The sequence below is a fragment of the Streptomyces dangxiongensis genome, from assembly GCF_003675325.1.
GTDB classification, from domain to species: Bacteria; Actinomycetota; Actinomycetes; order Streptomycetales; family Streptomycetaceae; genus Streptomyces; species Streptomyces dangxiongensis.
Genome location: NZ_CP033073.1, coordinates 4,596,161 through 4,618,570 on the forward strand (window position 1 = coordinate 4,596,161; position 22,410 = coordinate 4,618,570).

Here is a 22,410-nt window from a genome sequence, read left to right on the forward strand (position 1 = left end):
TCAGACCCAGGTGTCCAGCCACATCCGGGACCGCCAGGAGTCGAGGGGGATCGCCGTGCCGGTGTACAGGGGCCAGAAGTAGATGAAGTTCCAGGCGATCAGCAGGACCAGTACGCCCGCCGCCGACGCGCCGATCACGCGGCGGGTGTCGCTGGAGCCCGGTGGGCCGATCACCGCGCCGGTCATCATGGCCAGCGCCAGGCACAGGAACGGCAGGAAGACGACCGCGTAGAAGAGGAAGATCGTCCGCTCCTGGTACAGGAACCAGGGGAGGTAGCCCGCCGCGATGCCGCAGGCGATGGCGCCGGCCCGCCAGTCCCGGCGGAACGCCCACCGCCACAGGACGTAGACGAGCGCGAAGCAGGCCGCCCACCACAGCAGCGGCGTGCCGAGCGCGAGGACCTCGCGGGCGCACTTCTGGCCCGCGTCCACGGGGCAGCCGTCGGCGCCGGGGGAGGGGGACTCGTAGAAGTACGACACCGGGCGGCCCAGCACGATCCAGCTCCACGGGTTGGACTGGTACGTGTGCGGCTGCGACAGGTGCAGGTGGAACTCGTACACCTCGTGCTCGTAGTGCCACAGGCTGCGCAGCCAGTCCGGCAGGAAGGACCACGTGCCGCCCTTGCCCTCGGTGTCCGCCCAGTTGCGGTAGTAGCCGCCGGTGCCGTCGGTCGCGGACAGGATCCAGCCCGTCCAGGACGCCACGTAGACGACGAGGGCCACCGGGACCGTCGCCGCGAACGCGAGGCCGGTGTCGTACTTGAGGACGGCGGCGTACGGGCGGCGGGCGCCCGCCACCCTGCGGGTGCCGACGTCCCACAGGACCGTCATCACACAGAACGCGGCCAGCACGTACAGGCCGTTCCACTTCGTGCCGACGGCCAGGCCCAGCATCAGCCCGGCCGCCCAGCGCCAGGGCCGCAGACCGAAGCGGAACGTGTCGGCGACGTGCGCGTCCGGGCGGACCCGGCCGTCCGGGTCCACGGGCAGCGCGGCGGCCAGCCGCTCCCGGGCCCGGTCCCGGTCGACGACCAGGCAGCCGAACGCGGCCACCACGAAGAACATCAGCACCCCGTCGAGCAGCGAGGTGCGGCTCATCACGAAGTGCAGTCCGTCCACCGCCATCAGCGCGCCCGCGAGGCAGCCGAGGAACGTCGAGCGGAACATCCGGCGCCCGATCCGGCACAGCAGCAGCACGCTCAGCGTCCCCAGCACCGCCGTCATGAACCGCCAGCCGAACGGGTCGAACCCGAACATCAGCTCGCCCAGCCCGATGACGTACTTGCCGACCGGCGGATGCACGACGTACGACGGATCCGTCGGGATGCCGATCCGGTCGTGCTGGTGCAGCACCAGATCGTTGGCGGTCTTGCCGTACTTGTCCCAGCTCACCTCGAAACCGCGGTGGACGATCGCCCACGCGTCCTTCGCGTAGTACGTCTCGTCGAATATCACCTCATCCGGCCGGCCCAGCTTCCAGAACCGCATCAGGCCCGCCATCAGCGTCACCAGCAGCGGCCCGCCCCAGGCCGACCAGCGGGTGATCCGCTCGGCCAGGACCGGCGGCACGCCGAACACCCGCCACAGCCGGGGACTCGGCTCGGCGTACGGCGGCACCAGCCGGTCGCGTACGTCGCCCGTGGGCGCGTCCGCGGACGGCGCGTACCCGAAGCGGCGCAGCCGCTGCTGCCACGACGGCCGCCGGTCGTGCGGCGCCTGCCCCTGCCGGAGGTCCATGGAGGACGCGGTACTGGTCACCGCGCCATCGTAGGGAACCGTGCTGTGCGAGTCCCGTGCAAGCGAGGTACCGGTCGGGACACGGTCGCGCTCCCCGGCCGCCGGGCGCCCGGAACCGGCCCCTGAACTCCTGGGAGGATGGGGGCGTGACTGGAACCCTTGTCCTCGCAGGTACCCCCATCGGCGACGTCGCGGACGCGCCGCCCCGGCTCGCCGCGGAACTGGCCGGCGCCGACGTCGTCGCCGCCGAGGACACCCGGCGGCTGCGCCGGCTCACCCAGGCGCTGGGCGTCACGCCCAGGGGGCGCGTGGTCTCCTACTTCGAGGGCAACGAGTCCGCCCGCACGCCGGAGCTGGTCGAGAACCTGCTCGGCGGGGACCGCGTCCTGCTGGTGACCGACGCCGGCATGCCGTCGGTGTCCGACCCCGGATACCGGCTGGTCGCCGCCGCCGTCGAACGGGACATCCGGGTCACCGCCGTACCCGGCCCGTCCGCCGTGCTCACCGCGCTCGCCCTGTCCGGGCTGCCCGTCGACCGGTTCTGCTTCGAGGGGTTCCTGCCGCGCAAGGCCGGTGAGCGGCTGTCCCGGCTGCGCGAGGTCGCGGACGAACGGCGGACCCTCGTCTACTTCGAGGCCCCGCACCGGCTCGACGACACCCTCGCCGCCATGGCCGAGGTCTTCGGCGCCGCCCGGCGGGCCGCCGTCTGCCGCGAGCTGACCAAGACGTACGAGGAGGTGCGGCGCGGCCCGCTGGACGAGCTGGCGCGGTGGGCCGCGGAGGGCGTCCGCGGCGAGATCACCGTCGTGGTCGAGGGCGCCCCCGACACCGGACCCGAGGAGGTCGGCCCCGCGGAGCTGGTCCGCCGGGTGCGGGACCGCGAGGAGGCGGGCGAGCGCCGCAAGGAGGCCATCGCGGCCGTCGCGGCGGAGGCGGGGCTGCCCAAGCGCGTGGTCTTCGACGCCGTCGTCGCCGCCAAGCGCGCCGGAGAATGAGCCGGTCCGTGCACTTCACGCCCCATAGGACGGCAAAGGGCTGACGAGCCAGGCAAAGCCCACGCGCCTCATCCGCGGTGCTTGGGCAAGCCCGGCCCAAATCGACTCCAACACTCGACAGCCCCCGTGCGCTCAGGCCGGTGGCGCAGTCCACTGGTCGCAAGGACGCACCCGTCCACGAGGGAGCTGGCATGAGTGAGAACGCAGGGCGGACCGGTCTCCACGGCACGGCCACGGCGGTCGTTCACGAGTCGTACTCGTTCGCCTGCATGCGCTGCGGGCACGGCTGGGAACAGTCGTACGAGATAGAGCACCACACGGACACGCAGGGGGAGGAGTTCGTGCGGTACGTGGCCGACGGGCGGATCGTGCCGTCGCCGCTGAGCCGGCCGGCCTGCCAGAACTGCGACGGGCACGTCGTGCGGATCATGCGCGCGGGCCAGGTCTCCTCGGTGCGCCGCGCGGCCGAGCGGCAGCACCACCAGGTGCCGCAGGCCGGTCCGGCCGAGGCGCCGCAGGTGCCCGGGCAGGGCGCGCCGGCCGGGCCGCCGCACCACTGGCACCTGTCCGACCTCCTGCACCCGTTCCAGCGCAGGGCGAGCTGACCGGAGCACCGGCCCGCCCCTTTCGTAGGATCGGGGCATGCCTTCGAACACCGGCCGCGGCTCCACGGACGACCGCAACGCGGCACCACCGCTCCCGGCACCCCTCCAGGTGCCCGTCGCCGACTCGCACACCCATCTCGACATGCAGTCCGGCACCGTCGAGCAGGCTCTGGCGAAGGCCGCGTCGGTGGGCGTCACGACGGTCGTCCAGGTCGGCTGCGACATCAAGGGCTCGCAGTGGGCCGCACAGACCGCGGCGGCGTTCGACGCCGTCCACGCCGCCGTCGCCCTCCACCCCAACGAGGCACCGCGCATCGTCCACGGCGACCCCGACGGCTGGTCCCGGCAGGGCGCCCGCACACCGGGCGGCGACGCGGCGCTGGACGAGGCCCTCGCCGAGATCGACCGGCTGGCCGGGCTGCCCCAGGTGAAGGGCGTCGGCGAGACCGGGCTCGACCACTTCCGCACCGGACCCGGCGGCAAGGCCGCACAGGAGCGGTCCTTCCGCGCCCACATCGAGATCGCCAAGCGGCACGGCAAAGCGCTCGTCATCCACGACCGCGACGCCCACGACGACGTCCTGCGCATCCTGAAGGAGGAGGGCGCCCCCGAGCGCACCGTCTTCCACTGCTACTCCGGCGACGCCGAGATGGCCGGGATCTGCGCCCGCGAGGGCTACTACATGTCCTTCGCCGGGAACGTCACCTTCAAGAACGCCCAGAACCTGCGGGACGCGCTCGCCGCCGCCCCGCTGGAGCTGGTCCTCGTGGAGACCGACGCGCCCTTCCTGACCCCGGCGCCGTACCGCGGACGGCCCAACGCCCCGTACCTCGTCCCGGTCACGGTCCGCGCCATGGCCGCCGTGCGCGGCACCGGCGAGGACACGCTGGCGACGGCCCTGAACGCGAACACCGCCCGCGCCTTCGGGTACTGAACCACCCGTCGGCCGCGACACTCCGTAGTCGCGCCGCTTTGGAGAGTGACCGACGCTCCGCTAGGTTCTGGGGGCCCGATCCGGACCCCTGTGGCCCTCTGGAGCGTGTCGGCGTGAGCACATCGCAGTACGAGACCCAAGAGGCGTACGGCCCCCACGGCGCGCCACCCGGTGCGCCCGACGGCGCGTGGCCCGCTCTGCACGACGCGGAGACCGTGACGTACGGGGTCCCGGTGCACGGGGTCCCGGTCCCGGTGCACGCGTACGACGACACCTACCGGCCCGCGTACGAGGCGCGGACGGCCCCGCTCCCGGTGGCACCCACACTCGCGCCCTCGGCAGCCCCCACGCTCGCGCTCACCCGGGCGCCCGCGCCCGTTCCCACGCCTACGCTGACGGCGGCGCCCGCGTACGAGCCGGGCGCGCACGCCGGAACGGACGGGCGGGCCTCGCGCCGGCGCAGGGCCCGCTACACCGAGCGCCCGGACTCCGCCATGCGCCGCCTGCTGCCGCAGGCACTGGTCGTGGCCTTCCTCGCCGGCGGCACCACCGCCTTCGTCGCCGAGGACAAAGCCGTCGACCTGAGCGTCGACGGCCGGCAGCGCATCCTGCACACCTTCGCCGACGACGTGGGCGACCTGCTCGCCGAGGAGGGCGTACGGGCGGGAGCGCACGACATGATCGCGCCCGTTCCCGGCGCGGCGCTGCACAGCGGCGACGCGGTCGCGGTGCGGTACGGCCGCCCCGTCCGGCTCACCCTGGACGGCCGGCCGCGCGAGGTGTGGACGACGGCGCACACGGTGGAGGGCGCGCTTGACGAGCTGGGGGTGCGCGCCGAGGGCGCCTACCTGTCGGCCTCCCGCTCCCGGCCCATCGGACGCGCCGGGCTCGCGCTCGACGTGCGCACCGAGCGCGCCGTCACCGTCCTCGCGGACGGCCGGACCCGGACCGTCCGCACCAACGCGGCCACCGTCCGCGAGGCGGTCGAGGAGGCCGGGATCACCCTGCGCGGCCAGGACACCGTCTCCGTCCCCCCGCACAGCTTCCCGCGCGACGGGCAGACGGTGACCGTGCTGCGGATCAGCGGCGTCCGGGAGGTCCGCGACGAGCAGGTCCCGTTCGGGGTCCGGCGCGTCCAGGACCCCACCCTGTTCCGCGGCACCGAGGTCATCGCCCGGCCCGGACAGCCCGGACTGCGCCGGACCACCTACGTGCTGCGCACCGTCAACGGGGTCCGGGAGAAACCGCGCCGGGAGCGGACCGAGCTGGTGCGCGAGCCGCGCCGGCAGGTGGTGCGGGTGGGCACCAGACCGCGGCCCGCCTCCGTGGACGGCGCCGACCACCTGAACTGGCGCGGCCTCGCGGCCTGCGAGTCCGGCGGCCGGCCGCACGCGGTGGATGCCTCGGGGACGTACGGCGGCCTGTACCAGTTCGACGCGCGCACCTGGCGCAGCCTCGGCGGCAGCGGACGCCCCCAGGACGCACCGGCGGAGGAGCAGACGTACCGCGCGAAGAAGCTGTACATGAGCCGCGGCGCGACCCCCTGGCCGCACTGCGGGGCACGCCTGCACACGTAGACGGCCCGGGGCGCCCGCGGGCCGGGCGGCACGGGTGGGCGCGGACGCCTGGTGAGAGGGGCGGTGCCACCCCCGTACCCTTGTCCCGTGAGCAGCCCCCTCCCCGACGCCCTCCTCGGCCCGGCCGACATCCGTGAACTCGCCGCAGCACTCGGTGTCCGTCCCACCAAGCAGCGCGGCCAGAACTTCGTGATCGACGCCAACACGGTCCGCCGGATCGTCCGCACCGCCGGCGTCCGCCCCGACGACGTGGTCGTCGAGGTCGGCCCCGGGCTCGGCTCCCTCACCCTCGCCCTGCTGGAGGTCGCGGACCGGGTCACCGCCGTCGAGATCGACGACGTCCTGGCCGCCGCGCTGCCCGGGACCATCGCCGCGCGCATGCCGGAGCGGGCCGACCGGTTCGCGCTGGTCCACTCCGACGCGATGCACGTCACCGAGCTGCCCGGCCCCCCGCCGACGGCCCTGGTGGCGAACCTGCCGTACAACGTCGCCGTCCCCGTGCTGCTGCACATGCTCGACACCTTCCCGACCATCGAGCGGACGCTGGTGATGGTGCAGTCGGAGGTCGCCGACCGGCTCGCCGCCGCGCCGGGCAACAAGGTGTACGGCGTGCCGTCCGTGAAGGCCAACTGGTACGCCGAGGTGAAGCGGGCCGGGGCCATCGGACGCAACGTGTTCTGGCCCGCGCCGAACGTCGACAGCGGGCTGGTCTCCCTCGTCCGGCGGACCGATCCGGTCCGGACGACCGCCGCCAAGGACCAGGTCTTCCGGGTGATCGACGCGGCCTTCGCCCAGCGCCGCAAGACGCTGCGGGCGGCGCTCGCCGGCTGGGCCGGGTCCGCGGCGGCGGCCGAGGCGGCCCTGGTCGCGGCCGGCGTGTCGCCGCAGGCCCGCGGGGAGGCCCTGACCGTCGAGGAGTTCGCCCGCATCGCCGAGCACCGCGACGCCGGGGACGACGCCCCCCGGCAGGGCGGGTAGCGCCCGCGGCACGCGAAGCCGGCGGCGCCCCGCCCCTAAGGCACCGCCGGTAACCCCCGCACCGCCGGCACCCTCGGCGAGAGGGAGCGGCGCCGGCACCGCCGTAAAGCCCGCACCGCCCAGCCCCGTAAAGCCCGCACCGCCCCGTACAGCCTTCGTCCTCCAAGGAGCCCGGTCAGCAGTGAGCGTCACGGTCCGCGTCCCCGCCAAGGTCAACGTCCAGCTCGCGGTGGGCGCCGCCCGCCCCGACGGGTTCCACGACCTCGCCAACGTCTTCCTCGCCGTCGGCCTGTACGACGAGGTCACCGTCACCCCGGCCGACGAACTGCGCGTCACCTGCGCCGGCCCCGACGCCGCCCAGGTGCCGCTGGACCGCACCAACCTCGCCGCGCGCGCGGCCCTCGCCCTCGCCGGGCGCCGGGGCATCGAACCCGCCGTGCACCTCCACATCGCCAAGGACATCCCGGTGGCCGGCGGCATGGCGGGCGGCAGCGCGGACGGCGCGGGCGCGCTGCTCGCCTGCGACGCCCTGTGGGGCACGGGCGCCTCCCGCGCCGAACTGCTCGACCTCTGCGCCGAACTGGGCAGCGACGTACCGTTCAGCCTGGTCGGAGGCGCCGCCCTCGGCGTCGGGCGCGGTGAGCGGCTCACCGCCCTGGAGGTCGGCGGCACGTTCCACTGGGTGTTCGCGATGGCCGGGCGGGGCCTGTCCACGCCGGCGGTCTTCCGGGAGTTCGACCGGCTGGCGCAGGGGCGGGACATCCCCGCACCGGTCGCCTCCCCGGACCTCCTGGAGGCGCTCGCCAAGGGCGACCCGGAGGCGTTGGCGGCGGCCGTGTCCAACGACCTCCAGCCCGCGGCCCTGTCCCTGTTCCCCGAACTGGCCGACACCCTGGACGCGGGCCGCGCGGCGGGCGCGCTCACCGCGCTCGTCTCGGGTTCCGGGCCGACGACCGCGTTCCTGGCACGCGACACCGAGTCGGCGGAGCGGATCGCGGCGGCGCTGCGCACCTCGGGAGCGTGCCGGTCGGTACGGACGGCGGCGGGACCGGTGCCGGGGGCGACCGTCCTCTGACAGAAGGCTCGAAGGACAGAAGGCTCGAAGGACAGAAGGCTCGAACGACAGAGGTCCTGAGGTCCGTCCCCTCGCACCCCGCATCCACCCCCCGAAGGCCTACGCTAGAAGGCTGACCGACCCCCGCGCACAGGAGTGAAATGGCCGTCAACCTGGTCAATGTCGAGAACGTCAGCAAGGTGTACGGCACCCGTGCCCTGCTGGACGGCGTCTCGCTCGGTGTGTCGGAGGGGGACCGGATCGGGGTCGTCGGACGCAACGGCGACGGCAAGACCACCCTCATCCGGATGCTCGCCAAGCTGGAGGACGCCGACACCGGGCGGGTCACGCACTCCGGCGGGCTGCGCCTGGGCGTGCTCACCCAGCACGACTCCCTCGACCCCGCCGCCACCGTCCGCCACGAGGTCATCGGCGACATGGCCGACCACGAGTGGGCCGGCAACTCCAAGGTCAGGGACGTGCTGACCGGGCTGTTCGGCGGCCTCGACCTGCCCGGGTTCCCCAAGGGCCTCGACACCGTGATCGGGCCGCTGTCCGGCGGCGAGCGGCGCCGGATCGCGCTCGCCAAGCTGCTCATCGAGGAGCAGGACCTGGTCGTCCTCGACGAGCCCACCAACCACCTCGACGTCGAGGGCATCGCCTGGCTCGCCGAGCACCTGCGCAACCGGCGCTCGGCGCTGGTCTGCGTGACCCACGACCGGTGGTTCCTGGACCAGGTCTGCACCCGCATGTGGGACGTGCAGCGCGGTGACGTGTACGAGTACGAGGGCGGCTACTCCGACTACGTCTTCGCGCGCGCGGAGCGCGAGCGGATCGCCGCGACGGAGGAGACCAAGCGGCAGAACCTCGTGCGCAAGGAGCTGGCCTGGCTGCGGCGCGGCGCGCCCGCGCGGACGTCCAAGCCCCGCTTCCGCGTCGAGGCCGCCAACGAGCTGATCGCGGACGTGCCGCCGCCCCGGGACAGCAGCGAACTGATGAAGTTCGCCTCCTCCCGGCTCGGCAGGACCGTCTTCGACCTCGAGGACATCACCGTGCAGGCCGGACCCAAGGTGCTGCTGCAGCACGTCACCTGGCAGCTCGGCCCGGGCGACCGGATCGGCCTCGTGGGCGTCAACGGCGCCGGCAAGACCTCCCTGCTGCGCGCGATGGCGGCGGCGGCCCGTACGGAGGGCGAGGCCCAGCCTGCGGGCGGCCGTATCGCCGTCGGCCGGACCGTCAAGCTCGCCTACCTCTCCCAGGAGGTCGGCGAACTCGACCCCGCCCTGCGGGTGCTGGAAGCCGTACAGCAGGTCCGCGAGCGCGTCGACCTCGGCAAGGGGCGCGAGATGACCGCCGGGCAGTTGTGCGAGACGTTCGGCTTCAACAAGGAGAAGCAGTGGACCCCGGTGGGGGACCTCTCCGGCGGTGAGCGCCGGCGGCTCCAGTTGCTGCGGCTTCTCATGGACGAGCCCAACGTCCTCTTCCTGGACGAGCCCACCAACGACCTCGACATCGAGACCCTCACCCAACTGGAGGACGTCCTCGACGGCTGGCCCGGCTCGATGATCGTCATCTCCCACGACCGGTTCTTCGTGGAGCGCACCACGGACCGCGTGTTCGCCCTCCTCGGCGACGGCGCCCTGCGGATGCTGCCGCGCGGCATCGACGAGTACCTGGAGCGGCGCCGGCGCATGGAGGAGACGGTCGCCGCGCAGACCGCCACCGCGGCCTCCAAGCCGGCCACCACGGAGCGGAGCGCCGCCGACCAGCGCGTCGCGAAGAAGGAACTCCAGAAGATCGAGCGCCAGTTGGACAAGATCTCCGAGAAGGAGTCCACGCTGCACGCCCAGATCGCCGACAATGCCACCGACTTCGCGAAGGTGGCCGAACTCGACACCCGGCTGCGGGACCTCGCCGGGGAGCGCGACGAACTGGAGCTGCGCTGGCTGGAACTGGCGGAGGACGCGTAGCGCGCGGCACGACGCGAGCACAACGCGCAGCGCGCACGTACGGCGGGATCCAGCCGCGTACCGGCAGCGCACCAGTCGCGTACGACGCCGGCGCGCCGCCCTGCGTGAAGGGGGCGTGAAGGCGCATAACGGGGGCGTCACGGGCCGGTCCTCCCTTGGGAACAGCGGGGGGCGCGGGCCCGTGCGCTGTCGGTGCCGGGTGATAGAAAGAGCCGTCCGAGAACCGACTCAGTACGACCTTGGGTCCGTCACGAACCTCAGGGCGTGGCTGAAAATCAGTGAACGAGGGGGAAGAGCGCTGATGACTCAGCCGCCCGACCAGCCGCCGCAGGGCGGGTTCGGAGCACCGCAGGACCAGCCGCCGCAGCCCGGCGGTTTCGGCCCTCCGCAGACTCCACCGACCCAGAACGGTCCCGGCACCCCCGACGCCCCGCCCGCGCAGGGCGGTTCCGGTGCTCCCCAGACTCCGCCCGCGCAGGGCGCGCCCGGTGTCCCGCAGACTCCGCCCGCGCAGGGTGGGTTCGGTGCACCGCAAGTGCCGTCCGCCCAGGGCGGGTTCGGTGCTCCTCCGCCGCCCGCCGGGCCCCCGCCGCAGCCCCAGCCGGGTTACGGCTACCCCCAGCAGCCGGGCCCGTACGCCGGCGCCCCGGGCCCCTACGGCTACCCGCAACCCCCGCAGCAGCCGGGCCCGTACGCCGGTCCGCAGCCCGGTTACGGCCACCCGCAGCAGCCGCCGTACCCCGGCGCGCCCGGCACCGCGCCCGGCAGCCCCTTCCCCGGCGGCCCCGGCAAGCCGGGCTCCCGGAAGAAGACGGCGCTCGTCATCGGCGCGGCGGTCGCGGCGCTGCTCGTCATCGGCGGCACCGTGTACGCGGTCACCTCGGGCGACGGTGACGAGGGGCAGAAGAAGCCCGTGGCCCAGGGCAGCGACGCCCCGAAGCCGTCCGCCTCCGGCACACCGACCGCGGCCGCGGGCGGTGACGACCCCGAGCACCTCAACGAGGGCCGGCAGACCGGCGACGGCCGGGTGCTCTGGTACAAGCCGGCGCCGGACGCCCCGGCGTCGGGTGCCGACGCGCCCGGCCTGTGGATCAGCGGCGACACGGTGGTGAAGGCGGCGTACAAGCAGGTCTTCGCCTTCGGCACGCAGGACGGGAAGACCGCCTGGGGGCCGATCGCCTTCCCGCAGAAGATATGCGCGGTCACTCCGCAGAAGTCGGCCGACGACAAGGTCGTCGTGGCGTACATGAGCGGCGGCAGCGACCGCGCCAAGTGCAACCAGCTCCAGCAGATCGACCTCGCGACGGGCGAGAAGGGCTGGAGCGGCGAGGTCGCCGACGGCGGGCTGTTCGACAGCGCGCTCACCGTCGAACTGAGCATCAGCGGCAGGACGCTGATGGTCGGCCGCTCCCAGTCGGGCACGGCGTACGACATCGACAGCGGCAAGAAGCTGTACGACAAGAAGAGGTACGGCGAGGCCTGCTTCCCGGCCGCGTTCGCGGGCGGCACCGGGCGGCTGATCCAGGTGGCCTCCTGCGGTGTGGGCACCGGCAACGAGCACGAGGAGATCCAGGAACTGGATCCGGCCACCGGCAAGGTCCGCTGGACCCGGCCGGTCAAGAAGGGCTGGGAGGTCTCCCGGGCGTACTCCGTCGACCCGCTCGTGGTCTACCTGACCAACCGGGAGAAGAAGGCCTGGAACATCTCCACCTTCACCAAGGACGGCGCGTTCCGTTCGGAGGTCAAGGTGGACGAGAAGTTCGCCCCCCGCTGCGGCTGGGCGATCCTCGAACGCGAACTCCAGGGCTGCCAGGGTGTGGTGGCCGACGCCGACACGCTCTACCTGCCCACCGACTCCACCATGAGCGCCAACGAGGTCGTCGCGATCAGCCTCTCCGACGGCAAGGCGAAGTGGCGGGTCAAGTCCCCGGCGAACCAGCCGATGACCCCCGTGAAGATCGAGGACGGCAAACTCGTCGCGTACGTGCGGCCGTCGTACGACGCGGGCGGCCAGGTGGTCTCGTTCCCGGTCACCGGCTCCTCCCACACGACGACCAGGGCTGCTGCGGAACCCGCAGGGCGGCGCCGACGCCGAGAACTCCTTCTACGACGGTGTCGTCGACTTCTCCGGCGGGCGGCTCTTCGTCTCCTCGGGCCGGCTGTCCGGCAACGACGCCTCGAAGGAAAAGCTGATCATGGCCTTCGGCGACTGAGCCCGGCGCCCGTTCCCGGCCTCCCGCCCGTACTTCCGAGTTCCTCTCCGCCCGTCCGGCCGCCCGACCGTCCCCGAGGTACCCGCGCCATGACCCAGCCGCCCCCGCCGCCCCCCAACCAGCCCCCGCCGCCCCCCCGATCAGCCGCCGAACCAGCCCCCGCCGCCCCCTCCGCCCGGCTACGGCTACCCCCAGCCGGCGCCCCCGCAGCCACCGGCCCAGCCTGGCTACGGCTACCCGCAGCCACCGGCCCAGCCCGGCTACGGCTATCCCGGCGCACAGCAGAACCCGTACGCCCAGCCCACGCACCCGGGCTACGGCTATCCGGGCCAGCCCGGCTATCCCGGTCACCCCGGCCAGCCGGCCACCGTGCCGATGCAGCCCCAGCCCGGGAAGGGCGGCGGCGGGCGGAACAACACCGCGCTGCTCATCGTCGTCGCGGCGGTCGTCGCCATCGCGCTGATCATCGGCGGCGGCGTCTGGTACGCCCGGTCCTCCGGCGACGACGGCAAGAAGCACGACACCGCCTCCTCCTCCGGCGGCACCGGCGGCAAGAACGGCGCGGACACCTCCGCGGGCACCTCGGGTGGCGGCGGCAAGGAGAAGGCGCCGGCCGACACCGCGTCCAAGGTGCTCTTCCAGGTGCCGATGCCCCGGACGGATGACACGATCGGCACCTCCGGCTCGTGGCTGACCGACACGGTGTACGCCAAGAGCGGCATCGCCGAGATCGTCGGCCACGACCCCGCCAAGGGCACCGAGCTGTGGACGCTCAAGCTCCCGGGGCCGGTCTGCGCGGCCAGCAGCCACGTCACCTCCGCCGGCCTGACGGCGATCACGTTCCAGCCGAAGATGCCCACCAAGAACAAGACGGCGGGATGCAGCAAGGTCGCCGCGATCGACCTCTCCGCCGGCAAGAAGCTGTGGACGAAGTCGATCAAGACGGGTGACGTCCCGATCACCTTCCAGAACGTGACGGTCGCTCAGCAGACCGTCGCGGTCGGCAGCTCCGACGGCGGCGCCGCGTTCGACATCGGCTCCGGCAAGGTCCTGTGGCAGCCCAAGCCGGACGACACCTGCTACGACGCGGGTTACGGCGGCGGCACCCGGCTGGTCGCGGTCCGCAAGTGCGGCTCGTACGACAACCGGCAGCTTCACATCCAGACCATCGACCCGAAGACCGGGAAGGTGATCTCCGAGTACAAGATGCCCGACGGCGTCGAGTACGCCTCCGTCGTCTCCACGGACCCGCTCGTGATCGCCGCCGACGTCGGCGACAGCGCGGGCGACGGCAGCGGCGTCTCGGACTACTTCTCCCTCGACGGCAGGACCGGCCGGCTCCTCGCCCGCATCCCCGCGCCCGGCGACACGTACGGCGGCCACTGCGACGGCATCACCCGCATCGAGGGGTGCCGGCAGATCGTCGCCGGCCACGGCAGGCTGTACCTGGCGACCGAGGTCCACGACGGCTCGGGCCAGTACAACAAGACCAACGAGGTCGTCTCCTTCGACCTGAACACCGGCAAGCCGGCCCGTGGACGCGCCGAGGCCGGCGACGGCTACACGCTCTCCCCGCTGCGCATGGACGGCGGCAACCTGCTCGCCTACATGGCGCCCCCGTGGAACAAGGGCGGCCAGGTCGTCAGCATCGACGGCGACTCGCTGAGGACGACCAAGCTGCTGGAGAACCCGGGCACGCGCAGCGTGCACCAGGGCGAGAGCGGCCTGCTGCCCGAGTACGCGGAGATCCTCTTCGGCAAGGGCCGCCTGTACATGTCGGCCGTCTTCGCCCACAAGACGAACCCGGCGTACGGCAAGGAGTACCTGCTGATGGCGTTCGGCACGGACGGCTGACCCGGCGCGGACCCCGTCACCGGTGTCACCCGAATGAGTGGCTTGCCGAGAAGTGCCCCGGATTTCATCGATCCGGGGCACTTCTCGGCAAGACAGGCAGCGCGACGTCGAACAAGCGTGTAGCTTCCGGGGGCATGAAGGGCGGGGGTGCCCGGGGGTCTGGGGGGTTGGGCTATGGGAGTGCGGCTCGTGGTCGTCGACGACCACCGCCTGCTCGCGGAGGCGTTGGCGTCGGCACTGAAGCTGCGCGGGCACCGGGTGCTGGCCGCGGCGGCACCGGCCGCGGGCGCGGCCGATCTGGTGATCGCACGGGCGCCCGAGGTGTGCCTGCTGGGTACGGCGGCCCCGGCCGAACCGGGGATCTTCGACCCGGTCGTCAAGATCAAGCGGGAACGGCCGCAGGTGGCGGTGCTGGTGCTGGGCCCGGTGCCCTCACCGCGCGGGATCGCGGCGGCCTTCGCCGCGGGGGCGTCGGGATACGTACGGCACGACGAGCGGATCGAGGGCGTCGAGCGGGCCATCGGCAAGGCCCGGGCCGGCGAGGCCGCGGTGGCGCCCCAGTTGCTCCAGCAGGCCTTCGGTGAGCTGCTGAACCCCGCCGCACAGCCCGACGACGAGGCGCAGCGGCTGCTGGAGATGCTGACACCGAGGGAGGTGGAGGTGCTCGTCAGGGTGGCCGACGGGGAGGACACCCGGCTGATCGCGGCGGGCATGGGCATCGCCCCCAGCACCGCGCGGACGCATGTGCAGCGGGTGCTGATGAAGCTGGGGGTGGGATCACGCCTGGAGGCAGCGGCCCTGGCCGCCCGCACGGGCCTGCTGGACCGGGCGTCCACCTCCCGCCCCACCCAGGACCCCCACCCCTGACCCGCCCCGGAAGGGGCGCGGGGAACCGCGCGACCGGTTCCCACGCGCCCGCGCCCACAAGACGGCGGGCAATTACTCCGTGTCCTGCGGAGGAACCGCCGGCGGAGTGGGCCGCAGCTTCAGCCAGCCCAGGAAGAAGATGCCCAGCAGCAGCATGCCGATGCCGGTCCACAGGTTGATGTTGACGCCCTCGGCCTTGTCGATCGCGGCCTGGGAGTCGGTGATGCCGGTGATCGTGACGATGATGCCGTAGACCACGAACAGGCCGCCGATGATGCGGCGCAGGTCGAAGATGCGCGCCGCCGTGGCGGACTTGCCCTCCAGCTCGGTGACTTCCCGCTGGACGTCCTCCTCCGAGTAGCCGGGGCGCTCGGGGTGACGGTCGGAGTGCTCGTTCATGATTTCCTCGATCCTCCCGCGTCAGAACGAGAACGGGATGTAGCAGGCGGCGGCCAGGACGACCGCGCCCCAGCCCAGCAGGGCCGGCCTGCGGTACCAGGCGTCGTCGCCCGCGGCGGCCGGTTCGGTCATGCCGGGGGAGCGGGTGCCGTAGACCAGGCCCTGGAGCTGCTCCGCCGGCTTCGGCTTGGTGAACAGGGACACCGCGACCATCACGACCGCGCCGGCGACGAAGCCCGCGATGGCGGAGACGAAGTTGGCGCCCTGGTCGGTGGGGATGGAGATGATGCCCTTCTTGTAGAGGACGAAGTAGTTGACCATCGCCGTGACGGTGCCGGCCAGCAGGCCCCAGAACCCGGACTTGGCGGACGCGCGCTTCCAGAACATGCCGACGATGAAGACGACGAACATCGGCACGTTGAAGAAGGAGAACAGCGTCTGGAGGTAGCTCATGATGTTCGAGAACGACGACGCCAGGAACGCCGTGCCGACGGACGCGGCCACGCCGACCGCGGTGATCAGGCGGCCGAAGCGGACGTAGTAGGCGTCCTCACGGCCGCGCACCACGTACTTGGCCCAGATGTCGTTGGTGAACACCGTGTTGAACGACGACACGTTCGCGGCCATACCGGCCATGAAGGCCGCCAGCAGACCGGTGACGGCGATGCCGAGCACGCCGTTGGGCAGCAGCTCCTGCATCAGGAACGGGATGGCGTCGTTGTACTGGTAGCCGGAGGCGGCGGTGCCGAAGTTCGGGATGAGGGCGGCGGCGACCAGGCCCGGGATCATCACCAGGAAGACGATGAAGATCTTCGGGTAGGCGGCGATCAGCGGGGTCCGCTGCCCGGCGGACATGTTCTTCGCGGACAGGGCGCGCTGCACCTCGGCGAAGTTGGTGGTCCAGTAGCCGAAGGAGAGCACGAAGCCGAGGCCGAGGACGATGGTGAGCCAGTTGGCGCCGAGCGGGTTGGCGCTGCCGATGCCGGTGCCGCCCCAGGCGGTGGTGAAGTTGCCGCCATGGGTGGCGGTCAGCTTGTCGGTCAGCCCGCCCCAGCCGCCGACCTTCTTCAGGCCGAGGATGGTGATCGGGATGAGGGCGGCGAGGATCACGAAGAACTGGAGCACCTCGTTGTAGATCGCCGAGGACAGGCCGCCCAGGGTGATGTACGCGAGCACGAAGGCGCCGGCGACGACGATGGCGACCCACTGCGGCCAGCCGAGCAGGGCCTCGACGACGATCGCGAGGGCGTAGAGGTTGACGCCCGCGATCAGGATGGCGGCGAACGCGAACAGGATCGAGCTGAGCAGGTGGGCGGCCCGGTCGAAGCGCAGCAGCAGGAACTCGGGGACCGAGCGGACTTTGCTGCCGTAGTAGAAGGGCATCATCACCAGGCCGAGGAAGACCATGGCGGGGATGGCGCCGATCCAGTACCAGTGCACGGTGTAGGCGCCGTACTGGGCGCTGTTCGCGGCCATGCCGAGGATCTCGGTGGCGGCCAGGTTGGCGGAGATGAAGGCGAGGCCGGTGATCCAGGCGGGCAGGGAGCGTCCGGAGAGGAAGAAGTCGAGGCTGGTCTTCACGGACCGGCGGGCGGCGAGGCCGATGCCGAGGACGACGAGGAAGTAGATCGCCAGGATCGTGTAATCCAGCCAGTTGGTGGGGAGCCGTAGCTCCGCCGCCAGGTAGGTGGGGGACTCTGTGGGGGTTTGCATGAGAACTCGCTTCGTTGCGCGAACTGATCCAGAGCGGAACCTACGCCGCCGTGTTCAGTATTTGAACACTTCGACTGGTGTTCTTTGTTTGATTGTGATCGAGCGAGGCGATGTCGAGTTGTGATCTGTTATGTTTGATTGTGTTGATTCATTGGGTGCGGGCACGCCCCCGCGGGGCGTCGAGCAAGGAGTCCGGCGTGAAGAAGACCTCGACCCGGCTGGCCGACGGTCGTGAGCTGATCTACTACGACCTCGGGGACGACACCGTGCGCGACGCGGTCGACCGCCGTCCGCTGGACCCCACCGTCACCACCTCCGAGATCCGCCGCGACCCGCTGCTCGGCGACGCGGTCGCCGTGGCCTCGCACCGCCAGGGCCGCACCTACCATCCGCCGGCCGACGAGTGCCCGCTGTGCCCGACCCGGGGCGAGCGGCTCAGCGAGATCCCGGACTCCTCGTACGACGTCGTCGTCTTCGAGAACCGGTTCCCCTCGCTCGCCGGCGACTCCGGCCGCTGCGAGGTCGTCTGCTTCACCTCCGACCACGACGCCTCCTTCGCGGCCCTGACCGAGGAGCAGGCGCGCCTGGTGCTGGACGCGTGGACGGACCGCACCTCGGAGCTGTCGCAGCTACCCTCCGTCGAGCAGGTGTTCTGTTTCGAGAACCGTGGCGCCGAGATCGGTGTGACCCTCGGTCACCCGCACGGACAGATCTACGCCTACCCCTTCACCACCCCGCGCACCGCGCTGATGCTCCGCTCGCTCGCCGCGCACAAGGAGGCGACCGGCGGGGAGAACCTCTTCGACGCGGTCCTGCAGCGGGAACTCGCCGGGGAGCGGGTCGTCCTTGAGGGTGAACACTGGGCGGCCTTCGTGCCGTACGCGGCGCACTGGCCGTACGAGGTCCACCTGTACCCCAAGCGCCGCGTCCCCGATCTGCTCGGGCTCGACGAGGCGGCGCGCACAGAATTCCCCCAGGTCTATCTGGAACTCTTGAGGCGCTTCGACCGGATCTTCGGCGAGGGTGAGCCTGCGACGCCGTACATCGCGGCCTGGCACCAGGCCCCGTTCGGCGCGCCGGAGGAGTTCGACGGCGTCACGCGCGACGACTTCGCGCTCCACCTCGAGCTTTTCACCATCCGCCGCACTTCCGGCAAGCTGAAGTTTCTCGCGGGTTCCGAGTCCGGCATGAACGTGTTCATCAACGACGTGCCGCCGGAGCGCGCGGCCGAGCGACTGCGAGAGGTAGCGAGTTCATGAAGTACCTGGTGACGGGTGGCGCGGGATACGTCGGCGGTGTCGTGGCGCAGCATCTGCTGGAGGCCGGGCACGAGGTCACCGTCCTCGACAACCTCTCCACCGGCTTCCGCGCGGGCGTGCCCGCCGGCGCCGCCTTCGTCGAGGGCGACGTCCGCGACGCCGCCAAATGGCTCGACTCCTCCTACGACGGCGTGCTGCACTTCGCCGCGTCCTCGCAGGTCGGCGAGTCGGTGGTGAAGCCGGAGAAGTACTGGGACAACAACGTCGGCGGCAGCATGGCCCTGCTCGCCGCGATGCGCGACGCGGGCGTGCGCTCGCTGGTCTTCTCCTCCACGGCGGCCACCTACGGCGAGCCCGAACAGGTCCCGATCACGGAGAGCGCGCCGACGCGGCCGACCAACCCCTACGGCGCCACCAAGCTCGCCGTCGACCACATGATCACCAGCGAGGCGCACGCCCACGGCCTGGCCGCGGTCTCGCTGCGCTACTTCAACGTCGCCGGTGCCTACGGTGCCCACGGCGAGCGCCACGACCCCGAGTCGCACCTGATCCCGCTGGTCCTCCAGGTCGCCCAGGGCCGCCGCGAGGCGATCTCCGTCTACGGCGACGACTACGCGACCCCCGACGGCACCTGCGTCCGCGACTACATCCACGTCGCCGACCTGGCCGAGGCCCACCTGCTGGCCCTGACGGCGGCCCGGCCGGGCGAGCACCTGATCTGCAACCTCGGCAACGGCAACGGCTTCTCCGTCCGCGAGGTCGTCGAGACCGTCCGCCGGGTCACCGGCCACCCGATCCCCGAGGTGGTCGCCCCGCGCCGGGGCGGCGACCCCGCGGTCCTGGTCGCCTCGGCGGACACGGCCCGCGAGAAACTGGGCTGGAACCCGTCCCGCGCGGACCTCGCGGGCATCGTCGCGGACGCGTGGGAGTTCGCGCAGAGCATCACAAGGGAGCACTAGTGGGGGCACAGCAGGTCGCGGAACGCTTCGCCGAGCTGTACGGGGCGCGGCCCGAGGGCGTGTGGGCGGCCCCCGGCCGGGTCAACCTGATCGGTGAGCACACCCGACTACAACGACGGCTTCGTCATGCCGTTCGCACTGCCGCACCAGGCGCTCGCGGCGGTCTCCCGCCGGGACGACGGGCTGCTGCGCCTGCACTCGGCGGACGTCGAGGGCGGGGTCGTGGAACTGCGGCTGGACGCCCTCGCGCCCGGCAGCGACGAGAACTGGACGGCGTACCCGGCGGGCGTGGTCTGGGCCCTGCGCGAGGCGGGCCACGAGATCACCGGCGCCGACGTCCACCTGGCGTCCACCGTGCCGACGGGCGCCGGCCTGTCCTCGTCCGCCGCGCTGGAGGTCGTCATCGCCCTCGCGCTCAACGACCTGTACGGCCTCGGCCTGCAGCGCTGGAAACTGGCCCGCCTGTGCCAGCGCGCCGAGAACGTCTACGTCGGCGCCCCCACCGGCATCATGGACCAAACGGCGTCGGCGTGCTGCGAGCAGGGCCACGCCCTCTTCCTCGACACCCGCGACCTGTCCCAGCAGCAGATCCCCTTCGACCTCGCGGCCGAGGGTCTGCGCCTGCTGGTCGTGGACACCCAGGTCAAACACGCCCACAGCGGCGGCGAGTACGGCAAGCGCCGGGCCGGCTGCGAGAAGGGGGCGGCGCTGCTCGGCGTCGACGCCCTGCGGGACATCCCCTACGCCGGCCTGGACGCGGCGCTGGCCCGTCTGGGCGACGAGGAGGAGGTCGTCCGCCTCGTCCGCCATGTCGTCACCGAGGACCACCGGGTCGAACGCGTCGTCGACCTCCTCCGCTCCGGCGAGCCCCGCGCGATCGGCCCCGTCCTCACCGAGGGCCACGCCTCCCTGCGCGACGACTTCCGCATCTCCTGCCCGGAGCTGGACCTGGTCGTCGACACCGCCCTGGCCCACGGCGCGCTGGGCGCCCGCATGACCGGCGGCGGCTTCGGCGGCTCGGCGATCGTCCTGGCGGAGGCGGCCGACGTGGACACGCTGACCAAGGCGGTCGAGGAGGCCTTCACCGCGGCGGGCTTCACGGCCCCCCGCGTCTTCGAGGCCGTCCCGTCCCCGGGAGCCCGCCACCTCCCCTGACCGCGCCCCGGCCCCGTACCCCACCAGGACGTACGGGGCCGGGGTGGTCGTTCCCGCGGCCCCGCCGCCTGCCAGGTACCGGTGACGTACGTGCCGTCTCGGCCCCCGTCAGGTCAGGCGTCTGGTGAGGGTGTACTCCGTGATGCCCGGCGGGTAGTCGGGGACCGTGCCCACCACCTCGTAGCCCTGCCGGCGGTAGAAGTCAGGGGCCTGGAAGTCCCAGGTCTCCAGGCGGGACGCCGTGCAGGCGCGGTCGGTGACGGCCAGGTGCTCGGCCTCGGTGAGCAGACGGGTGCCGAGGCCCGTGCCGCGGTGGCGGGCGTCGACCCACAGGTACGTGATGTGCAGCCAGGCCGCCCAGGTGTGGCCGACCAGGCCGCCCGCCAGGTCACCGGCGCCGTCCAGCGCCCACACATGGAGCGGTGCCTCGCGTTCGGCGGGGGTGTCGCGCAGCGCGGCGAGCACCGGGGACGCCGCGGTGTTGGTCTCCCTCAGCCGTGAGCGGAGCAGATCACGTCGGTCTCTGTCGACTTCCGCCTCAATACGAAACATGCGGCACACGATAGGCGCGCCGGGCGGCCAGTTCTGCAAATCGTCTTCCGCTGCGTGCCCGCATCCGTACTCTGAGGAGCAGCACCGGTGGGGGCCGGTGCCGTTCAGGGGGCGAGACAGGCGGGTACGGCGCCCGCGGTGGGGGTAGCGGACTCCGCAACGGCGGCGGCCATGCGGTGTGCCTGCTTCGCCGCGGGTGCCGTGCCCGCGCATGCCGTCGTGCTCCGCACCTTTTCCGGGCTTTCCGGACCGGCTCATCCGGAGTCTTCCGGACCTTGGCATCCCCTGCTCCGCGCGGAGCCTGGGGAAGGGGGTTTCGTGGTTCGTATCCGAGTCCTGGTCGTGGACGACCACCGCATCTTCGCCGAGTCGCTCGCCGCCGCCCTGGCCGCCGAGCCCGACGTCGAGGTCTCCGCCGCCGGCAGCGGCCCGGCGGCGCTGCGCTGCCTGGAGCGCGCGGCCGGCGAGGGCCGCCGCTTCGACGTCCTCCTGGCCGACGCCGACCTGGGCGGCAACCTGCCCGGCGCCCGACCGGCCGTGCCGGTGCAGGACGGCGACGCGGAGGGCCTGGTCGACGGGATCTCGCTCGTCGCCGGGGTGCGGGCCGCCCAGCCGCGGGTCCGGATCGTCGTCCTCGCCGAGAAGGACGACCCGCGCCGCGCGGCCCTCGCGTTGCAGGCGGGTGCCTCCGGGTGGGTCGCCAAGGACTGCTCGCTGTCCCGCCTGCTGACGGTGGTACGCGGAGTGCTGCGCGACGAGACCCATCTGCCGCCGGCGCTGCTGACCGGCGTGCTCAGGGAGCTGACGGCCGCGCGCCGGCACCGCACCGAGAGCGAGCGGCTGGTGGAGTCCCTCACCCCGAGGGAACGGGAGGTGCTGCGCTGCATGGTGGCCGGGCTGGGCCGCAAGGCCGTCGCCGAGCGGCTGTTCCTCTCCCCGCACACCGTCCGCACCCACATGCAGAACGTCCTCGGCAAACTCGGCGTCCACTCGACGCTGGCCGCGGTGGCGCTCGCCCGGCGGGCCGGAGTGGGGCCGGCGGTCCTAGCCGGGGACGTTGTCGAACGGGGCGGTCAACTGGCGTAGCAGTCCGGCGAGTTCGCCGCGCTGGGCGCGGGACAGCTCGCCGAGGATCGCCCGCTCCTGGTCCAGCAGGCCCGCCAGCGCCTGGTCGGCGCGGTCCCGGCCCTCGTCGGTCAGCCGGACCAGCACACCGCGCCGGTCACTGGGGTCGGGCAGCCGTTCCACCAGACCCTTCTTCGCCAGCCGGTCGATCCGGTTGGTCATCGTGCCCGACGTGACCAGGGTCTGGGTGAGGAGCTGGCCGGGAGAGAGCTGGTACGGCGTTCCGGCGCGCCGCAGCGCGGTCAGCACGTCGAACTCCCAGGGCTCCAACTGGTGCTCGGCGAAGGCGAGCCGGCGGGCGCGGTCGAGGTGCCGGGCGAGTCGGCTCACCCGGCTGAGCACTTCCAGCGGCTCCACGTCGAGGTCCGGACGCTCCCGGCGCCACGCTGCGACCAGCCGATCGACCTCGTCCTCCATGGAGATCAGTGTAGTGGTTGTGTCGACATGAAGTCTCTTGATGTCGA

At 72.5% G+C, this 22,410-nt stretch carries 17 protein-coding genes and 2 pseudogenes; 14 read left to right on the forward strand and 5 right to left on the reverse strand.

Annotated elements, in window-relative coordinates:
- A complete protein-coding gene (locus D9753_RS20715) occupies positions 1-1,758 on the reverse strand; it encodes a dolichyl-phosphate-mannose--protein mannosyltransferase (RefSeq protein WP_163010747.1) in 1,758 nt (585 codons plus the stop codon).
- A gap of 125 nt (positions 1,759-1,883) precedes the next feature.
- Here D9753_RS20715 and rsmI point away from each other — a divergent pair, with 125 nt between their 5' ends.
- The 10 genes and pseudogenes from rsmI (at position 1,884) to D9753_RS20765 (ending at position 14,784) form a co-directional block, all read left to right on the forward strand.
- Entirely contained in the window at positions 1,884-2,732 is an 849-nt protein-coding gene (gene rsmI / locus D9753_RS20720; protein WP_121788344.1) for a 16S rRNA (cytidine(1402)-2'-O)-methyltransferase, read from the forward strand.
- 191 nt (positions 2,733-2,923) lie between these two features.
- A complete protein-coding gene (locus D9753_RS20725) occupies positions 2,924-3,337 on the forward strand; it encodes a hypothetical protein (RefSeq protein ID WP_121788345.1) in 414 nt (137 codons plus the stop codon).
- A gap of 37 nt (positions 3,338-3,374) precedes the next feature.
- Positions 3,375-4,271, forward strand: a complete 897-nt coding sequence (locus D9753_RS20730) for a TatD family hydrolase (protein ID WP_121788346.1) — start codon at positions 3,375-3,377, stop codon at positions 4,269-4,271.
- Positions 4,272-4,384: 113 nt separating this feature from the next.
- Positions 4,385-5,848: a resuscitation-promoting factor gene (locus tag D9753_RS20735; RefSeq protein ID WP_121788347.1), complete on the forward strand. Its 1,464-nt coding sequence runs from the start codon at positions 4,385-4,387 to the stop codon at positions 5,846-5,848.
- An 87-nt stretch (positions 5,849-5,935) separates the two neighbouring features.
- Positions 5,936-6,826: a 16S rRNA (adenine(1518)-N(6)/adenine(1519)-N(6))-dimethyltransferase RsmA gene (gene rsmA, locus D9753_RS20740; RefSeq protein WP_121788348.1), complete on the forward strand. Its 891-nt coding sequence runs from the start codon at positions 5,936-5,938 to the stop codon at positions 6,824-6,826.
- Between the two features lie 181 nt (positions 6,827-7,007).
- A complete protein-coding gene (locus D9753_RS20745; RefSeq protein WP_121788349.1) occupies positions 7,008-7,901 on the forward strand; it encodes a 4-(cytidine 5'-diphospho)-2-C-methyl-D-erythritol kinase in 894 nt (297 codons plus the stop codon).
- A 140-nt stretch (positions 7,902-8,041) separates the two neighbouring features.
- A complete protein-coding gene (locus D9753_RS20750; RefSeq protein ID WP_121788350.1) occupies positions 8,042-9,850 on the forward strand; it encodes an ABC-F family ATP-binding cassette domain-containing protein in 1,809 nt (602 codons plus the stop codon).
- A 301-nt stretch (positions 9,851-10,151) separates the two neighbouring features.
- A pseudogene (locus D9753_RS20755) lies at positions 10,152-12,063 on the forward strand (outer membrane protein assembly factor BamB family protein).
- 375 nt (positions 12,064-12,438) lie between these two features.
- Positions 12,439-13,917 (forward strand): outer membrane protein assembly factor BamB family protein, encoded by a 1,479-nt coding sequence (locus D9753_RS20760; protein ID WP_276209463.1) that lies wholly within the window; start codon positions 12,439-12,441, stop codon positions 13,915-13,917.
- A 174-nt stretch (positions 13,918-14,091) separates the two neighbouring features.
- Entirely contained in the window at positions 14,092-14,784 is a 693-nt protein-coding gene (locus D9753_RS20765; protein WP_121788351.1) for a helix-turn-helix transcriptional regulator, read from the forward strand.
- Between the two features lie 72 nt (positions 14,785-14,856).
- On the opposite strand, the gene D9753_RS20770 is transcribed toward D9753_RS20765, so the two are convergent.
- Together D9753_RS20770 and D9753_RS20775 are read right to left on the reverse strand one after the other, a co-directional pair.
- Entirely contained in the window at positions 14,857-15,183 is a 327-nt protein-coding gene (locus tag D9753_RS20770) for a hypothetical protein (RefSeq protein ID WP_121788352.1), read from the reverse strand.
- A 21-nt stretch (positions 15,184-15,204) separates the two neighbouring features.
- Positions 15,205-16,896, reverse strand: coding sequence for a sodium:solute symporter family protein (locus tag D9753_RS20775; RefSeq protein WP_121788353.1), 1,692 nt, complete (start codon positions 16,894-16,896; stop codon positions 15,205-15,207).
- A 197-nt stretch (positions 16,897-17,093) separates the two neighbouring features.
- Here D9753_RS20775 and galT point away from each other — a divergent pair, with 197 nt between their 5' ends.
- From galT to galK, 3 genes and pseudogenes are all read left to right on the forward strand, one after another.
- Positions 17,094-18,155, forward strand: coding sequence for a galactose-1-phosphate uridylyltransferase (gene galT / locus D9753_RS20780; protein ID WP_121788354.1), 1,062 nt, complete (start codon positions 17,094-17,096; stop codon positions 18,153-18,155).
- Positions 18,152-19,114: a UDP-glucose 4-epimerase GalE gene (galE, locus tag D9753_RS20785; protein WP_121788355.1), complete on the forward strand. Its 963-nt coding sequence runs from the start codon at positions 18,152-18,154 to the stop codon at positions 19,112-19,114. Before galT ends, galE begins: the two co-directional genes overlap by 4 nt.
- Positions 19,114-20,269, forward strand: a pseudogene (galK, locus tag D9753_RS20790) (galactokinase). Before galE ends, galK begins: the two are co-directional and overlap by 1 nt.
- A 108-nt stretch (positions 20,270-20,377) precedes the next feature.
- On the opposite strand, the gene D9753_RS20795 reads toward galK, so the two are convergent.
- Positions 20,378-20,821 (reverse strand): GNAT family N-acetyltransferase, encoded by a 444-nt coding sequence (locus D9753_RS20795; protein WP_121788356.1) that lies wholly within the window; start codon positions 20,819-20,821, stop codon positions 20,378-20,380.
- A gap of 318 nt (positions 20,822-21,139) precedes the next feature.
- Here D9753_RS20795 and D9753_RS20800 point away from each other — a divergent pair, with 318 nt between their 5' ends.
- The gene (locus D9753_RS20800) at positions 21,140-21,907 is read left to right on the forward strand and encodes a LuxR C-terminal-related transcriptional regulator (protein ID WP_163010748.1); all 768 of its coding nucleotides are present in this window, start codon (positions 21,140-21,142) and stop codon (positions 21,905-21,907) included.
- Here D9753_RS20800 and tamR read toward each other — a convergent pair.
- Complete coding sequence (tamR, locus tag D9753_RS20805) at positions 21,866-22,363, reverse strand: MarR family transcriptional regulator TamR (RefSeq protein ID WP_121788357.1); 498 nt, start codon at positions 22,361-22,363, stop codon at positions 21,866-21,868. The genes D9753_RS20800 and tamR overlap by 42 nt on opposite strands.
- Between the last annotated feature and the right edge of the window lie 47 nt (positions 22,364-22,410).

Excerpts from the sequence above, each read along its gene's own strand:
- D9753_RS20725 (WP_121788345.1), top strand. The coding sequence starts at position 2,924 with ATGAGTGAGAACGCAGGGCGGACCGGTCTCCACGGCACGGCCACGGCG.
- D9753_RS20730 (WP_121788346.1), top strand. The coding sequence starts at position 3,375 with ATGCCTTCGAACACCGGCCGCGGCTCCACGGACGACCGCAACGCGGCA.
- D9753_RS20750 (WP_121788350.1), top strand. The coding sequence starts at position 8,042 with ATGGCCGTCAACCTGGTCAATGTCGAGAACGTCAGCAAGGTGTACGGC.
- D9753_RS20760 (WP_276209463.1), top strand. The coding sequence starts at position 12,439 with ATGCAGCCCCAGCCCGGGAAGGGCGGCGGCGGGCGGAACAACACCGCG.
- D9753_RS20765 (WP_121788351.1), top strand. The coding sequence starts at position 14,092 with ATGGGAGTGCGGCTCGTGGTCGTCGACGACCACCGCCTGCTCGCGGAG.
- D9753_RS20770 (WP_121788352.1), bottom strand. The coding sequence starts at position 15,183 with ATGAACGAGCACTCCGACCGTCACCCCGAGCGCCCCGGCTACTCGGAG.
- D9753_RS20775 (WP_121788353.1), bottom strand. The coding sequence starts at position 16,896 with ATGCAAACCCCCACAGAGTCCCCCACCTACCTGGCGGCGGAGCTACGG.
- galE (WP_121788355.1), top strand. The coding sequence starts at position 18,152 with ATGAAGTACCTGGTGACGGGTGGCGCGGGATACGTCGGCGGTGTCGTG.
- D9753_RS20795 (WP_121788356.1), bottom strand. The coding sequence starts at position 20,821 with ATGTTTCGTATTGAGGCGGAAGTCGACAGAGACCGACGTGATCTGCTC.
- tamR (WP_121788357.1), bottom strand. The coding sequence starts at position 22,363 with ATGGAGGACGAGGTCGATCGGCTGGTCGCAGCGTGGCGCCGGGAGCGT.